The organism is Microbacterium sp. NPDC077391, from assembly GCF_040686955.1.
Taxonomy (GTDB): domain Bacteria; phylum Actinomycetota; class Actinomycetes; order Actinomycetales; family Microbacteriaceae; genus Microbacterium; species Microbacterium commune.
Genome location: NZ_JBFBMI010000002.1, coordinates 98786 through 113454 on the forward strand (window position 1 = coordinate 98786; position 14669 = coordinate 113454).

The following is a 14669-nucleotide window of genomic DNA, read 5'->3' on the forward strand; positions in this document are numbered from 1 at the left end:
TCGATCGTATCTTTCAGTGCAGCTTGATTCACTATGCAGAAAGAGAGCGTTGCTCTACAACGGCGGATGCGGTGAGATCGAGACCATGAAGGCACTGTTCAAGAGCGCACCACGCGCCGGCTTCGAGCTCGTCGACAGGCCGGACCCTGCGGCCGGCGCCGGCGAGGTCGTCATCCGCGTGCTGCGCACTGGGATCTGCGGCACCGACCTGCACATCCACCGCTGGGACGAGTGGGCTGCGTCGGCGATCCAGACGCCGCTGATCCCCGGGCACGAGTTCTACGGCGAAGTCGTCGACGTCGGCGACATGGTGCACGACATCGCCGTCGGCGACCGTGTCTCGGGTGAAGGACACATCGTCTGCGGCACCTGCCGCAACTGCCGCGCAGGGCGCCGGCAGATGTGCATCCGCACCGTCGGGCTCGGCCTGCAGCGCGACGGCGCCTTCGCCGAGTACCTCTCCCTCCCCGCCACGAACGTGTGGGTGCATCACGACGACGTGACCCCCGAGCTCGGCGCGATCTTCGACCCGCTCGGCAATGCCGTGCACACCGCGCTGATGTACCGCGTGATCGGCGAGGACGTGCTGGTCACCGGGTGCGGGCCCATCGGCCTGATGTCGATCGCCGTCGCCCGACATGCCGGCGCGCGATTCATCGTCGCCACCGACGTCAGCATCCCGCGACTCGAGATGGCGAGGCAGATGGGGGCTGACGCCGTCGTCGACGTCTCGACGCAGGACATCCGCGAGGCGCAGCGCGCGCTCGGGCTGCGCGAGGGCTTCGACATCGGCTTCGAGATGAGCGGTGCGCCCGCGGCGCTCCCGGCGATGATCGACAACATGAACCACGGCGGACAGATCGCCATGCTGGGGCTGCCCAGCGCCGGCTTCGACATCGACTGGAGCAAACTCGTCACCCACATGCTCACGATCAAGGGCGTCTACGGGCGAGAGATGTTCGAGACCTGGAACGCGATGGGGGCCATGCTGCAGACCAGTGCCACCCTGCGCGAATCGATCACCCGCGTGATCGCGGATGTCATCCCCGCGCGCGACTGGGAGCGTGGATTCGCCGCCGCCGAGTCGGCAGGCACGGGGAAGATCATCCTCGACTGGACCGAGCTGTGAGAACCGGGCTGTGAGAACCGAACTGTAAGGAGCTGTGATGTACGCGACATTCAAGGATCACCTGCAGGCCGAGCTCGCGGGCATCGAAGAGGCGGGCCTCACCAAGCGGGAGCGCGGCATCCGCGGACCTCAGAAGGCGCAGATCGTCACGGGCGGCACGGAGGTGCTCAACTTCTGCGCCAACAACTACCTCGGTCTCGCCGACGACCAGCGCATCCTGGACTCCGCTCACCGGGCGCTCGACGAGTGGGGCTACGGTCTCGCCAGTGTGCGCTTCATCTGCGGCACGCAGGAGCAGCACCTCGAACTCGAGAAGCGCCTCGCCGCCTTCCTCGGCACGGACGACGCGATCCTGTACTCCTCCTGCTTCGATGCGAACGGCGGCGTGTTCGAGACCCTGTTCTCGGCCGAGGATGCGATCATCTCCGACGAGCTGAACCACGCGTCGATCATCGACGGCATCCGTCTGTCGAAGGCGCGTCGTCTGCGCTACCGCAACCGCGACATGGCTGATCTCGAGGAGCAGCTGAAGGCCGCGGCGGATGCCCGATTCCGCGTCATCGTCACGGACGGGGTCTTCTCGATGGACGGCTACATCGCGCCGCTGCGCGAGATCTGCGACCTGGCGGAACGCTACGACGCGCTCGTGTTCGTCGACGACTCGCACGCCGTCGGCTTCGTGGGGGAGAGCGGACGCGGCACGCCCGAGCTGTGCGGCGTGTCCGATCGCGTCGACATCTACACCGGCACGTTCGGCAAGGCCCTCGGTGGCGCCTCGGGCGGTTACGTCGCCGCACACCGCGACATCGTCGCGCTGCTGCGCCAGCGCTCCCGGCCCTATCTCTTCTCGAACACCCTGGCGCCGTCGATCGTCGCCGGCACGCTGACCGCGCTCGACCTGGTCGAGAGCTCGGCCGATCTGAGGTCTCGCCTCCGCGAGAACGCGGAGCTGTTCCGTCGGCGCATGGCCGAGGAGGGGTTCGAGCTGCTGGCCGGCGAGCATCCGATCGTGCCCGTGATGTTCGGAGACGCCGCGCTCACCGCGCGCATCGCCGACGAGATGCAGCGCCAGGGTGTGTACGTGACGGCATTCAGCTTCCCGGTGGTGCCGCGCGGCCACGCGCGCATCCGCGTGCAGCTCTCGGCAGCGCACACACAGGAGCAGGTGGAGCGCTGCGTGGCGGCCTTCGTCGCGGCTCGGGAGGCCGTGAGCTGACCTGACCCGCGGAGAGCACGACCGGCCGGGAGCAGGTGCAAAGAAATACTTGCAAAGGGATGTTTGCAAGGATATCTTTGCATTCATGACCGCGAACGATACCTACGGCCGCACTCTCGAGCCGAGCGCGCTGAAGGCGCTCGCGCATCCGATGCGCGTGCGGATCTACGATCTCCTCAGCGAGCGGGGTCCGCAGACCGCCAGCAGTCTCGCGGCGCTGATCGGCGAGACCTCCGGGGCGACCAGCTATCACCTGCGCGCCCTGGCAGCCCACGATCTCATCCGGGAGGTGCCGGACCGCGGCACGGCGCGTGAGCGCTGGTGGGAGCGGCCCAAGGGACGCATCAACATGCCCGGCCCGGCAGAGGCGATGTCGCCGTCGAACCGCGCGGCAGCCCAGATCGTCACCACCGAGTTCCTGCGTCTGCGTCACCAGACTCTGATGGAGTACATCAACCGGCCGGAGTCCGATCAGCCCGAGGGGTGGCAGGACGCCGGCCTGGTCATGACGACGATGCTCGACATCACCGCCGAGCAGATGACGGAGCTCAAGAACGAGCTCAGCGCCGTGGTGGATGCCGCCATCGAGCGCTACCGCGGGCAGGAGGCCCAGCCAGGTACCCGGCGCGTGACCCTGCGCGCCGAGGTCTTCGACCTTCCTGCGGCGCCGCGCCGCAGGACTCCCGAACAGGAGTGACCATGACCAGCGCGACTCTTCGTCTCGCCACGCCCACCGCGGTGGAGCGCGCCCTGCAGCGGCTCTCGATCGCCCTGGCCCGCTACGTCGAACGCCGCATCGCACGGCGCGCCGAGCGCCGCGAGCTCGCGCTCGACCTGCTGCGCGAGCAGCACGCCAGGCGGCAGGATCCGCGAGCGCTCGACATCGCCCTGCTCGCGATCGGATCCAGGCCCCGGCCCTGAACGCCCTCCGATGCGCCGGGGTTCAGTCCTGGAAAGGCCGGGCGAGAACCTCGCCGGATGCGGTGAGCACGACCTCCCACCCGGCATCCAGCTCAGCGATCGGCCGACCCTCGAGCCAGGTGAGTGTCCAGTCGCCGCTCAGCCCGCGAGCCTCGATCTCGGCGATGGCCGGACGCAGGGAGGCGGGGACGGAGGCCGGCGGCTCAGCCCCCGTCGCCCAGCGCGTGCCCAGCTGCATCAGCCCTCCATCGGTGCCAGCTCGATCGCGGTGACCGCGAGCTCGTCGGCCTCGGCGAACTCCAGCTCGGCGATCCGGCCCACCGCGCGCAGGTCGTCGGCCGCGGCGCGCAGCGCGTCGATCTTCGCCGCCGGAGCCGAGATGGTCGCGGTCGCGACCGGGGTCTTCTGCGAGGCCTTCGCCTCGGTCTTCGCCCGTCGGATGCCGATCAGGGCCTCACTCGCCGTCGCGAGCACCGCAGGGTCGCCGTCGATGCCGAGCGGCTCCGGCCAGGTCGCCGTGTGGATCGAGCCCTCCTCGAACCACGACCACGCCTCCTCGGTCGCGAACGACACGATCGGGGCGAGCAGGCGCAGCAGCGTCGACAGTGCCAGGCGCAGCGCGAGCGCCGCCGAGGCCTGCTTGACGTCGGTCTGGTCGTACGCGCGCTCCTTGACGAGCTCCAGATAGTCGTCGCAGAACGTCCAGAAGAACGCCTCGGTGATCTCGAGCGCCTTGGCCTGGTCGTAGTTCTCGTACGCTCTGGTCGCCTCACGCACGACCTGATCGAGGGCGGTGAGCATCGATGCGTCCAGGGCGTGCGTGACCTCTGCGCCCTCGGGCACGGGGAACGACAGCACGAACTTCGCCGCGTTGAGGATCTTGATCGCGAGCCGCCGCCCGATCTTCACCTGCGTGGGGTTCTGCGGGTCGAAGGCCGCATCCATGCCGAGGCGGCTGGACGCCGACCAGTAGCGCACGGCGTCGGAGCCGTGCGTGGAAAGGATGTCTGCCGGCGTGACGACGTTGCCCTTCGACTTCGACATCTTCTTGCGGTCGGGGTCGACGATGAAGCCGCTGATGGCCGCGTTGCGCCACGGCGAGCGCTGGTCTTCGAGCGTCGAGCGCAGCATGGTCGAGAACAGCCAGGTGCGGATGATGTCCTGGCCCTGCGGGCGCAGGTCGAACGGGGCGACCGCGTTCCACAGCTCCTCGTCGCGCTGCCAGCCGCCGGCCAGCTGCGGGGTGAGCGACGAGGTGGCCCAGGTGTCGAAGATGTCGGCTTCGGCGTCGAACCCGCCGGGCACGCCGCGCTGATCCTCGGTGTACCCCTCGGGCACGTCCGTGGTGGGGTCGATGGGCAGGGTCGCCGGCGACGGGGTCAGCACGCGCTCGTAGTCGCGCTCGCCGTTCTCGTCGAGGGCGTACCAGACCGGGATCGGCACGCCGAAGAAGCGCTGGCGCGAGATGAGCCAGTCGCCGGTCAGCCCGCCGACCCAGTTCTCGTACCGCACGCGCATGAAGTCGGGATGCCACCGAAGCTCGCGTCCGTTCTCGAGCAGCTGCTCGCGCAGCTGCTCGTCGCGGGCGCCGTTGCGGATGTACCACTGGCGCGTCGAGACGATCTCGAGCGGACGATCGCCCTTCTCGAAGAACTTCACCGCGTGGCTGAAGGGCTTGCCGACCTCGAGCAGGTCTCCCGAGGCCTGCAGCTGCTCGACGACGCTCTTGCGCGCGCTGAACACCGTCTTGCCCGCGAGTTCGGCGTACGCAGCGCGGCCGGCATCCGACGTGATCGCGTCGGGAGCGTCGGCGAGCACCCGGCCGTCCTTGCCCAGGATGGTGCGGTTGGGCAGGTCGAGCTCGCGCCACCAGATGATGTCGGTCACGTCGCCGAAGGTGCAGATCATGGCGATACCCGAGCCCTTGTCGGGCTGGGCGAGGTGGTGGGCGAGAACGGGCACCTCGACGTCGAAGATCGGGGTGCGCACGGTCTTGCCGAAGTAGGGCTGGTAGCGCTCGTCGTCGGGGTGCGCGACCAGGGCCACGCACGCCGGCAGCAGCTCGGGACGGGTCGTCTGGATCTCGATGTCACCGGACCCGTCGGTCTTGTGGAACGCGACGCGGTGGTACGCGGCCTGCTGCTCGCGGTCCTCGAGCTCTGCCTGGGCGATCGCCGAACGGAAGTCGATGTCCCACAGGGTGGGCGCCATCGACTGGTAGGCCTCGCCGCGCTCGAGTCCGCGCAGGAAGGCGAGCTGGCTCTGGCGGATCGTGTCGTCGGAGATCGTGCGGTAGGTCTGCGTCCAGTCGACGCTGAGGCCGAGCTGGCGGAACAGCGCCTCGAACTGCTTCTCGTCCTCGACGGTCAGCTTCTCGCACAGCTCGATGAAGTTGCGGCGGCTGATCGGCTGCTGGTCGGCTGCGCGGGACGACTTGTTGTCGCCGCCCTCGAACGGAGGCGTGAAGTCGGGGTCGTAGGGCAGCGTGGGATCGCAGCGCACGCCGTAGTAGTTCTGCACGCGGCGTTCGGTGGGCAGGCCGTTGTCGTCCCAGCCCATCGGGTAGAACACGTTCTTGCCGCGCATGCGCTCGAAGCGGGCCTTGATATCGGTGTGCGTGTAGGAGAACACGTGACCGATGTGCAGGCTTCCGGAGGCCGTCGGCGGGGGAGTGTCGATCGAGTAGACGCTGTCGCGTCCGGATGCCGTGGCCAGGGCGCGGTCGAAGAGGAACGTGCCCTCCTCGGACCACCGCTCACCCCACTTCGCTTCGAGGCCTTCGAGCGCGGGCTTGTCAGGGATGCTGGACATGGAGTCTCCTCGAGCGATGTGTGCGGCACTGTGTGAGCGTGCCTGAGTGTGGGTTGTGCCGCGAGTCTACCGGTCGCCCCACGGCCACTCCTAGATCGACCGCGTCCAACAATCACCGATAGGATGGAGCGTTCCCCCTCCCTGCACTCATCGAGGTTCCGAATGCCGTCTCGTCCCGCGCGCCGACTTCTGCCCCTGGCCGTCCTTGCCACCGCATCCGCTCTTGTGCTGAGCGCCTGCGCGGGCCCCGCCGATGGCGGCAGCGGGGGCGACGCCGACGCCGAGCTCGTCTGGGCCATCGAGGGCGCCAACCTGTCGGCCGGCCACATGGACCCGCAGACCAGTCAGCTCGACGTGTCGGGCATGGTGCAGCGTCAGGTGCTCGACTCGCTCGTCTTCCAGGAGGCCGACGGGTCGTTCTCCCCGTGGCTCGCGAAGAGCTGGGAGGTCTCCGACGACGGGAGGACATACACCTTCGACCTGCGTGACGACGTCACCTTCTCGGACGGCACGCCGTTCGACGCCGCCGCGGTGAAGGCCAACTTCGATCGCATCGTCGACCCGGCGACGAAGTCCGCACAGGCGGCGAGCATGCTCGGCGGCGAGCTGTACGCGGGCACCGAGGTCACCGGCGAGCACACCGTCGAGGTCAGCTTCACCCAGCCGTACGCGCCCTTCCTGCAGGCGGCGAGCACCGCGCAGCTCGGCTTCTGGTCGCCGAAGGTGCTCGAGACGTCCGCCGACCAGCTCGCGGCGGGCGGACCCGACGTCACCGTCGGCACCGGCCCGTTCGTGCTCAGCGAGTACACCGCCGATCAGGAGATCGTCTACACCCGCAACGACGACTACGCCTGGGGGCCCGACGGCGCCCAGGCGCCGAAGATCCAGACCCTGCGCGTGGAGCTGCTGCCCGAGGCATCCGTCCGCGCCGGCGTGCTCTCCTCCGGCGAGGCGGACGTCGCGACCCAGCTGCCGCCGAATGTCGTCGCCGACCTCGGCGACGACATCGCCGTCACCGCGAAGGAGTACCCGGGTCTGCCGTACTCGCTGTTCCTCAACGAGAAGCACGGCGTCTTCGCCGACCAGAAGGTGCGCCAGGCGTTCTCGCTGGCCATCGACATCGACGCGGCCGTCGAGGAGATCTTCTTCGGCGAGTTCCCCCGCGCCTGGAGCATCCTCGGTCCGACCACCCCCGGCTACGACGCGTCGCTCGAAGGCACCTGGGCCTTCGACGCCGACAGGGCGAACGCCCTGCTCGATGAGGCCGGCTGGACCGAGCGCGGCGCCGACGGCATCCGGATGAAGGACGGCGAGCGGCTCTCGGCCCGCTGGATCGCCTGGACGCCGATCTCCGACGACCGCACCGCGCTCGCCAACGCCATCCAGTCCGACCTGAAGGACGTCGGCTTCGAGATCGTGCGGGAGAAGCTGGAGCCGGCCGCCTACAACGAGCAGTACGGCCCGAAGACCTACGACATCACCGACTGGGACTTCTCGGGTGTCGATGCCGACCTGCTGCGCAGCCACCTCGGCACCGACGGCTTCCAGAACGCATCGCAGGTGAGCGACCCCGCCGTCGACGACCTGCTGGAGCGGGGCCTGTCCACCTCCGACACCGGCGAGCGCGCCGAGATCTACACCGAACTGCAGCAGTGGAACGCCGAGCACGTCGCGATCGTGCCGCTGTACGTCTCGTCTCTGATCACCGGGTCCGCATCGAACGTGCAGGGGCTGGTGTACGACCTGTACGGACGCCCGCTGTTCTACGACGCGAGCGTCAGCCGCTGACGTGCGGCGCGTCCTCATCCGGCTCGCGGGGATCGCGGCGTCCGCCGTCCTCGTGCTGTGGGGTGCGGCGACGCTCGCGTTCCTGGCGTTCCGGGTCATCCCCGGCGATGCGGTCTCGGTGATGCTCGGCCCGCAGGCGAAGGTGAGCGAGGCGGTGAAGGCAGCCGTGCGGGCCGAGCTCGGCCTCGATCGTCCCGCGCTCGAGCAGTACCTCTCGTACATCGGCGGACTGCTGCGAGGAGACCTGGGCACGTCGTATCAGCTCCGGATGCCCGTGACCGAGGTCATCGGGCGGCAGCTCGGCGCCACCCTGCAGCTGACCACGGTGGCGCTGCTGATCGCAGTGGTCGTCGCGCTCGCCGTGGCGCTGCTCGCACGTCGCGGACCGGCGCGGGCGGTGGTGGTCGCGGGGGAGCTGATCGTGCTGTCGTCGCCGGTGTTCTGGATCGGGATCCTGCTGCTGGCCGTGTTCGCCTTCGGCCTGGGCTGGTTCCCGGTGGCGGGCACCCGCAGCCCCGCCACTGTCGTGCTGCCCGCCCTCACCCTCGCCCTTCCGGTGTCGGCGCTGATCAGTCAGGTGCTGCGCGACGGCATCGACGAGGCGGAGCGGCAGCCGTTCGCCGAGACCGTCCGCTCCCGCGGCGCCGGTCCGGCCCGCCTCGTGCTGCGGCACTCGCTGCGCCACGGGGCCGCGGGCGCGCTCACCCTCGCCGCATATCTGATCGGATCGCTGCTCGGCGGGGCGGTGCTCGTCGAGACCGTCTTCGCGCGGCCGGGGCTCGGCCGGGTGACGCTGACCGCCATCGTCGACCGCGACCTGCCGGTCGTGGCCGGGGTGATCATGCTCAGCGCGCTGGTGTTCGTCGTCGTCAACGTGATCGTGGAGCTGCTGCACCCGGTCATCGACCCGCGGCTGCGCGCGCGGCCGGCCGTGTTCGAGGCGCCGCCCATCGAGGAGCGCCGATGATCGCGCGACGGGTGGGACTGACCTGCGCCGTGGCGTTCCTTGCCGTGGTCGCGCTCGCCGCCGTCTTCCCCGATCTGCTCGCGACCCACGACCCGCTGCGCACCGACGTGCGCTCGGCGCTCGAGGCGCCGGGACCGGCGCACCTGTTCGGCACCGACCAGTCGGGGCGCGACGTGTTCTCCCGCGTCGTGCACGGCGCAGGTCGCTCGGTCGGCATCGGACTGCTGGCCACCGTGCTCGCCGTGGTCGCCGGGCTCCTGCTCGGATCGCTCTCGGGTGTCTCGCCGCGGGTGGTGGATGCCGTGGCGATGCGCGTCACCGACATCCTGCTCGCCTTCCCCGAGTTCCTCGTCGCGCTGATCGTGGTCGCGGTGCTCGGACCCGGCGCGACGAACGTCGCCGTCGCGGTGACGATCGCGGCCGTCCCGGTGTACATCCGTCTCGCCCGAACGCAGACCCGCACGCTGCGCATCGCCGAGCACGTCGAGGCGGCGCGCATCCTCGGGGTCGGCCCGGTGCGCACCTTCACCCGCCACGTCGCGCCCGGGGTGCTCGGTTCGCTGAGCGTGCTCGCCACCATCGGCATCGGCTCGAGCATTCTGGCCGCCGCCGGGCTCAGCTTCCTCGGACTCGGGCCGGCGGAGCCGGATCCGGAGTGGGGGCTCATGCTCTCGGGCGGGCGCAACGTGCTGGGACGCGCCTGGTGGATCTCGGTGTTCCCCGGCCTCGCGATCACGCTCACCGTGATCAGCGCGACCGTGGTCGGCCGCACCCTCCGCGCCAGGGCCGAAGGGAGGCGCGCATGAGCGCGGTGCACGTACGAGGGCTGCGCATCGCGATCGACGGACGTACCGTCGTCGACGGGATCGACCTCGATGTGGCCGCCGGGGAGTGCGTGGCCATCGTCGGCGAGTCCGGCGCCGGCAAGTCGCTCACCGCCCGCGCGCTGCTGGGGATGCTGCCGGACGGCGCTCGCATGACTGCCGACGAGCTGCGGATCGACGGCGCCGACACCGCAGGCCTGAGCGAGTCCGGCTGGCGGTCGGTGCGCGGCCGGCGAATCGCGCTGATCTCGCAGGAGGCCCTGGCCGCGCTCGACCCGCTGCGCCGGATCGGACGCGAGGTCGCCGAGCCGATGCAGATCCATGGCCTGCACCGCGGACGCCGGGAGGAGCACGTCGTCCAGCTGCTGGCATCCGTCGCCCTGCCCGACCCGGAGTGTCGGGCACGTGACCGCCCGCACGAGCTGTCCGGCGGGATGCGCCAGCGTGCCCTGATCGCGTCCGCGCTCGCCGCGGACCCGGCTGTGCTGGTCGCCGACGAGGCGACCACAGCGCTGGATGCCACCGTGCAGGCGCGCATCCTCACGTTGCTGCGCTCGATCGCCGACGAGGGACGCGCGGTGCTCTTCATCAGCCACGACTTCGCGGCGGTGCGGAGGGTCGCCGACCGGGTGCTGGTGATGCGCGAGGGGCGCATCGTCGAACGCGGACCGGTCGCGGAGGTGATGTCCTCACCCCGCGACGCGTACACGCAGGCTCTCGTCGACGCGAGCACGCCTCGACGACACGCGGTGACCGGCGCGCGGAGCGACGTGCTGCTGCAGGTGCGGGATGTGTCGAAGCGGTTCGATCGGCCCGCCGTCGTCGACGCGTCGTTCACCCTGCACAGCGGGCGCACGCTGGGCGTCGTCGGAGAATCGGGCTCGGGGAAGACGACGTTGGCCCGGATGCTGATCGGGGTCGAACGCCCCGATCAGGGCGAGATCCGGTGGGCGAGCCCGCAGCGGATTCAGCTCGTGCATCAGAACCCGCTCGGCGCGTTCGACCCGCGCTGGACGATCGGACGATCGATCGCCGAAGCGCTGCAGGCAGCGGGTGTTCCGCGTGGCGAGCGCCCCCGAGCCGTCGCGTCCCTGCTCGCAGAGGTCGGCCTGGACGAGGAGCTGAGCATGCGCCGGCCGCGGGAGGTCTCCGGCGGACAGCGCCAGCGCGCGGCGATCGCCCGGGCGCTCGCCGCCGAACCTCAGGTGCTCGTGCTCGACGAGCCCGTCTCAGCTCTCGACCCCACCGTGCGAGCCCGGGTGCTCGAGCTTCTCGCCCGGCTGCAGAGCGAGCGGCAGCTGACCATGGTGTTCGTCTCGCACGATCTCGCCGTGATCGCCGCGGTGTGCGACGACGTGCTCGTCATGCGCGACGGGGCCATCGTCGAGCAGGGTGCGGTCGCAGACGTGTTCGCGGCCCCGCGGCATCCGTTCACGCGCGAGCTGATCGCGGCCGGTCTCTGACCCGGGGGCGCGTCCTCTCACAGCAAAACACCAGGTTCGCTATGGTGGGGCGCAACAGCGACGACGAAGCCGCTGCCGAAAGGAAGCTCATCCATGTCTCCCGTTCTCCTCATGGTCCTCGGACTGGCGATCTTCGCCGTCGGGTACCTCGTCTATTCGCGCTACCTCGCTCAGCGCGTGTACCGACTCGATGCGTCGTACGAGACCCCCGCGCACGAGCTGAACGACGGCGTCGACTACGTGCCGACGAACAAGTTCATCCTGTGGGGCCACCACTTCACCTCCGTCGCGGGCGCCGCGCCCATCGTCGGTCCTGCGATCGCCGTCATCTGGGGCTGGGTTCCGGCCTTCCTGTGGGTCACCATCGGCACGGTGTTCTTCGCCGGCATGCACGACCTCGGCGCGCTGTGGGCCTCGACTCGCAACAAGGGCCGATCGATCGGCGCCCTGTCGGCGCGGTACATCGGCAAGCGCGGCGCGAGCCTCTTCCTCGTCGTCATCTTCCTGCTGCTGCTGATGGTGATCGCCGCATTCGCCGTCGTGATCAAGAACCTGCTGATCTCGACGCCCAGCGCGGTGATCCCCACCTGGGGAGCGATCCTGGTGGCGCTGCTCGTCGGTGTGGCCGTGTACCGTCTGCGCTGGCCGCTGCTGCCGGTGACCGTCGTCGGCGTCGTCACGCTGTACGCCCTGATCGTGCTGGGCGACCAGGTTCCGGTCGTGCTGCCTGACGACTTCCTCGGGATGGGCCCCGCGACCTTCTGGATCCTCGCGCTGTTCGTCTACGGCGCGATCGCCTCGCTGCTGCCCGTCTGGGTGCTGCTGCAGCCGCGTGACTACATCAACGGCGTGCAGCTCTTCGTCGGACTGGTCCTGCTGTTCGGGTCGGTGCTCACCGCGACGCTGTTCTCGGGCACCGCTCCCGAGATCGTCGCCCCGGCGATCAACACCGCCGTCCCGGACGGCACCCCCAGCATGGTGCCCCTGCTGTTCGTCACGATCGCCTGCGGGGCGATCTCCGGCTTCCACGGCATGGTGTCCTCCGGCACGAGCTCCAAGCAGCTCGACAAGGAGACGGATGCCCGCTTCGTCGGCTACTTCGGCGCCGTCGGCGAGGGTCTGCTCTCGCTGGGCACGATCCTCGCCGTGATCGCCGGCTTCCGCACGGTCGCCGAATGGAACGAGGTCTACAGCGCGTTCGGAGCGGGTGGAGTCGGAGCGTTCGTCACCGGGGGCGGGGCGCTCATGCAGGCCGGCATCGGCCTGCCCGCGTCGCTGAGCGCCACGGTGCTGGCCACCATGGCGGTGCTGTTCGCGGCGACGACGATGGACACCGGCATGCGCCTGCTGCGCTTCGTCGTGCAGGAGATCGGCGATGCGGTCAAGGTGCGCGTCACCAAGGTGCCCGCCACGATCGTGGTGGTCGTGGTCGGCCTCGGTCTGACCTTCTCGCAGGGGCTCGGCGGCGACGGCGGGCTGCGCATCTGGCCGCTGTTCGGCACCACCAACCAGCTGATGGCCTCGCTGACGCTGTCGATCATCGCGGTCATGCTCATCCGCAAGCGCCGCAACCCGCTGCCGGCGGTGATCCCGCTGGTGATCGTCTTCGTGCTGTCATTCTGGGCGGCGCTCGAGCAGCTCGCCTCGTTCGCCGACCCCGCGAAGGCCGATTGGCTGCTGTTCGCGCTGGATGTGATCATCATCGCCTCGAGTGTCTGGGTCGCTGTGGAAGCGGTGCTCGCGATGCGTCGCGCGGCACGCGACGAGCCCGAGCACGAAGATGAGGATGCGCAGCTCGAAGCGGTGCGCGAGGAGGTCTGATCGATGGTTCGCACCGAGGCGGCCCGGCGCCTGCGCGGGCGCTGGGCCGCCTTGCGGCGCGGGATGGCGGAGTACTACGCCGGTCCGTACCGCCAGATGCTCGCTCGCGAGCAGCGCGATGAAGACGACCTGTTCGCTCTGGTCGTGCTCGGCGAGGCGCTGGGCGTGCCCGACCCGGCGGCGTACTACAGCGCCGAGCTCATGCCGCTCGTGGCCGACGACTTCCACCGCTGGCACCGCCGGATGGGCATGCCGCGCTCGCCGCTGGACAACATGACATGCTGCTAGACGCACTGCGCAGACCGATGCTCTTCGTCGGGGGCAAAGGCGGCGTGGGAAAGACCTCGCTGGCATCCGCTCTCGCCGTCGCCCGCGCACGCGACGGCGAGCGCGTGCTGGTGGTGTCCACCGACCCCGCGCACAACCTCGGCCATCTCTGGCGGCGCGAGGTGGGGGACGCTCCGGTGCGACTGGCCGACTTCGCCCGCGGCTCGCTGGACGGCGTCGAGGTCGATCCGCACGCGACGATCGACCGGCACCTCGACGCCGTCGAGAAGACCATGACCCGCATGCTTCCTGAGCGGCAGCATCGCGCCGCCCGAGAGCATCTGGAGCGGGCGCGGCACGCGCCCGGCAGCCATGAGTCAGCGGTGCTGGAGCGCATCGCCGAACTCGCCGAAGCGGGGCAGCGCGACTACGACGCCGTCATCTTCGACACCGCGCCCTCCGGGCACACTCTGCGGCTGCTGGCGCTGCCGGGTCAGCTCGCCGGCTGGACCGAGACCCTGCTGCGCAACCGCGACCGCTCGGAGCGCTTCTCGGCCGCGATGCGCGGGCTCGCCGGAACCGCCGATCCGCAGGCGGAGGCACAGGCCGATCTCCGCCGCGCGCTGCAGCGTCGCCGCGACCGGTTCAGCGGCATGCAGCAGGCCATCGCCGATCCCGCGCGCACCGGCTTCGTGGTCGTGTTCACGGCGGAGGCGCTGCCGGTGGCGGAGACCCTGGAAGTCGTGCAGAGCCTGCGGAGCATGGGCGTCACGGTCGCCGGCCTGGTGGCCAATCGGCGCTCGCCCGCCGACGGCGGCGAGGTGCTGGCGGCGCGTCGCACCGTCGAGGACGCACACCTGCAGCACGTGCGCGACGCCGTGCCGGATGCCCCGGTGCTCGAGATCCCCCTCGTGCCGGGGGAGCTGACCGGACCGGAGGCGCTGACCACGCTCGCCGGACTGCTGGAGTGCGCCGCCGTCGGATGATCGAGGCCGGACGCAGGAGTCCTTGTGGCCGGACGTCTGTCGGACATATCCTCCCCGCATGGCGCCGCGGGGCCACGTCGAGGACGGGGGCGAGATGAGTGAGGACGCGAGGACCGGCCTCGTCGAGTGGATGCGGCGTCGCCGTCGGCCGCTCGGCGCGGTGGGAGCGGTCATCGCCGCCGGGATGAGCGCCCTGTGGGTCGTCGTCGTGCCGGACCGTGTCGACACGGTGACGGGCGTGCAGGAGGTCGTGATCCGGTGGGGGCACCCGGTGTGCTGGGCTCTGCTCGCGATCGTCGGCGTCCTCATCGCCGTCGCCGCACCGAAGCGCATCCGCGACGTGGTCGCGGTGCTGGCGGCCGGCAGCTACGCGGCCTTCGTGATCGCGATGCTCTGGCCGTGAGTCGTGCTGCGCTCGCCGGGAAGACGCGTAGAATGGACGCACAAGCAATGATCCGGCCATCACCGGGGAGCTC

General features: G+C 70.1%; 14 protein-coding genes. 12 read left to right on the forward strand and 2 right to left on the reverse strand.

What is annotated here, in order from left to right; genetic code table 11:
- Nucleotides 1-85 precede the first annotated feature (85 nt).
- The 4 genes from tdh to AB0O65_RS05790 all read left to right on the forward strand — a co-directional run bounded on the left by tdh (nucleotide 86) and on the right by AB0O65_RS05790 (nucleotide 3266).
- Nucleotides 86-1129 (forward strand): L-threonine 3-dehydrogenase, encoded by a 1044-nt coding sequence (gene tdh / locus AB0O65_RS05775; protein ID WP_313478819.1) that lies wholly within the window; start codon nucleotides 86-88, stop codon nucleotides 1127-1129.
- 37 nt (nucleotides 1130-1166) lie between these two features.
- Nucleotides 1167-2345, forward strand: coding sequence for a glycine C-acetyltransferase (locus tag AB0O65_RS05780; RefSeq protein WP_313478282.1), 1179 nt, complete (start codon nucleotides 1167-1169; stop codon nucleotides 2343-2345).
- A gap of 85 nt (nucleotides 2346-2430) precedes the next feature.
- On the forward strand, nucleotides 2431-3042 hold the full coding sequence (locus AB0O65_RS05785; RefSeq protein ID WP_071643112.1) for a helix-turn-helix domain-containing protein: 612 nt from the start codon (nucleotides 2431-2433) through the stop codon (nucleotides 3040-3042).
- A 2-nt stretch (nucleotides 3043-3044) separates the two neighbouring features.
- The gene (locus AB0O65_RS05790) at nucleotides 3045-3266 is read left to right on the forward strand and encodes a hypothetical protein (RefSeq protein ID WP_071643114.1); all 222 of its coding nucleotides are present in this window, start codon (nucleotides 3045-3047) and stop codon (nucleotides 3264-3266) included.
- Between the two features lie 22 nt (nucleotides 3267-3288).
- On the opposite strand, the gene AB0O65_RS05795 is transcribed toward AB0O65_RS05790, so the two are convergent.
- Nucleotides 3289-3504 carry a hypothetical protein gene (locus AB0O65_RS05795; protein WP_313478287.1) on the reverse strand — a complete coding sequence of 72 codons (216 nt, stop codon included), beginning with the start codon at nucleotides 3502-3504 and terminating at the stop codon, nucleotides 3289-3291.
- Nucleotides 3504-6077: a valine--tRNA ligase gene (valS, locus tag AB0O65_RS05800; RefSeq protein ID WP_363383607.1), complete on the reverse strand. Its 2574-nt coding sequence runs from the start codon at nucleotides 6075-6077 to the stop codon at nucleotides 3504-3506. Before valS ends, AB0O65_RS05795 begins: the two co-directional genes overlap by 1 nt.
- A gap of 162 nt (nucleotides 6078-6239) precedes the next feature.
- Here valS and AB0O65_RS05805 point away from each other — a divergent pair, with 162 nt between their 5' ends.
- From AB0O65_RS05805 to AB0O65_RS05840, 8 genes are all read left to right on the forward strand, one after another.
- On the forward strand, nucleotides 6240-7865 hold the full coding sequence (locus AB0O65_RS05805) for an ABC transporter substrate-binding protein (RefSeq protein WP_363383609.1): 1626 nt from the start codon (nucleotides 6240-6242) through the stop codon (nucleotides 7863-7865).
- Between the two features lies 1 nt (nucleotide 7866).
- Entirely contained in the window at nucleotides 7867-8832 is a 966-nt protein-coding gene (locus AB0O65_RS05810) for an ABC transporter permease (RefSeq protein WP_363383611.1), read from the forward strand.
- Nucleotides 8829-9638, forward strand: coding sequence for an ABC transporter permease (locus AB0O65_RS05815; RefSeq protein WP_191713295.1), 810 nt, complete (start codon nucleotides 8829-8831; stop codon nucleotides 9636-9638). The genes AB0O65_RS05810 and AB0O65_RS05815 overlap by 4 nt, the downstream gene beginning before the upstream one ends.
- A complete protein-coding gene (locus tag AB0O65_RS05820) occupies nucleotides 9635-11119 on the forward strand; it encodes an ABC transporter ATP-binding protein (RefSeq protein ID WP_363383614.1) in 1485 nt (494 codons plus the stop codon). The genes AB0O65_RS05815 and AB0O65_RS05820 overlap by 4 nt, the downstream gene beginning before the upstream one ends.
- Nucleotides 11120-11212: 93 nt before the next feature.
- Nucleotides 11213-12940: a carbon starvation protein A gene (locus AB0O65_RS05825; protein WP_363383616.1), complete on the forward strand. Its 1728-nt coding sequence runs from the start codon at nucleotides 11213-11215 to the stop codon at nucleotides 12938-12940.
- A 3-nt stretch (nucleotides 12941-12943) separates the two neighbouring features.
- Nucleotides 12944-13228 carry a cory-CC-star protein gene (locus AB0O65_RS05830; RefSeq protein ID WP_313478301.1) on the forward strand — a complete coding sequence of 95 codons (285 nt, stop codon included), beginning with the start codon at nucleotides 12944-12946 and terminating at the stop codon, nucleotides 13226-13228.
- Nucleotides 13219-14193 (forward strand): ArsA family ATPase, encoded by a 975-nt coding sequence (locus tag AB0O65_RS05835; protein ID WP_071643134.1) that lies wholly within the window; start codon nucleotides 13219-13221, stop codon nucleotides 14191-14193. The genes AB0O65_RS05830 and AB0O65_RS05835 overlap by 10 nt, the downstream gene beginning before the upstream one ends.
- 58 nt (nucleotides 14194-14251) lie before the next feature.
- Nucleotides 14252-14596: a hypothetical protein gene (locus AB0O65_RS05840; RefSeq protein ID WP_363383618.1), complete on the forward strand. Its 345-nt coding sequence runs from the start codon at nucleotides 14252-14254 to the stop codon at nucleotides 14594-14596.
- The last annotated feature ends 73 nt before the right edge of the window (nucleotides 14597-14669 follow it).

Excerpts from the sequence above, each read along its gene's own strand:
- AB0O65_RS05805 (WP_363383609.1), top strand. The coding sequence starts at position 6,240 with ATGCCGTCTCGTCCCGCGCGCCGACTTCTGCCCCTGGCCGTCCTTGCC.
- AB0O65_RS05840 (WP_363383618.1), top strand. The coding sequence starts at position 14,252 with ATGGCGCCGCGGGGCCACGTCGAGGACGGGGGCGAGATGAGTGAGGAC.
- AB0O65_RS05815 (WP_191713295.1), top strand. The coding sequence starts at position 8,829 with ATGATCGCGCGACGGGTGGGACTGACCTGCGCCGTGGCGTTCCTTGCC.
- AB0O65_RS05830 (WP_313478301.1), top strand. The coding sequence starts at position 12,944 with ATGGTTCGCACCGAGGCGGCCCGGCGCCTGCGCGGGCGCTGGGCCGCC.
- AB0O65_RS05825 (WP_363383616.1), top strand. The coding sequence starts at position 11,213 with ATGTCTCCCGTTCTCCTCATGGTCCTCGGACTGGCGATCTTCGCCGTC.
- tdh (WP_313478819.1), top strand. The coding sequence starts at position 86 with ATGAAGGCACTGTTCAAGAGCGCACCACGCGCCGGCTTCGAGCTCGTC.
- AB0O65_RS05795 (WP_313478287.1), bottom strand. The coding sequence starts at position 3,504 with ATGCAGCTGGGCACGCGCTGGGCGACGGGGGCTGAGCCGCCGGCCTCC.
- valS (WP_363383607.1), bottom strand. The coding sequence starts at position 6,077 with ATGTCCAGCATCCCTGACAAGCCCGCGCTCGAAGGCCTCGAAGCGAAG.
- AB0O65_RS05820 (WP_363383614.1), top strand. The coding sequence starts at position 9,635 with ATGAGCGCGGTGCACGTACGAGGGCTGCGCATCGCGATCGACGGACGT.
- AB0O65_RS05780 (WP_313478282.1), top strand. The coding sequence starts at position 1,167 with ATGTACGCGACATTCAAGGATCACCTGCAGGCCGAGCTCGCGGGCATC.
- AB0O65_RS05835 (WP_071643134.1), top strand. The coding sequence starts at position 13,219 with ATGCTGCTAGACGCACTGCGCAGACCGATGCTCTTCGTCGGGGGCAAA.
- AB0O65_RS05785 (WP_071643112.1), top strand. The coding sequence starts at position 2,431 with ATGACCGCGAACGATACCTACGGCCGCACTCTCGAGCCGAGCGCGCTG.
- AB0O65_RS05790 (WP_071643114.1), top strand. The coding sequence starts at position 3,045 with ATGACCAGCGCGACTCTTCGTCTCGCCACGCCCACCGCGGTGGAGCGC.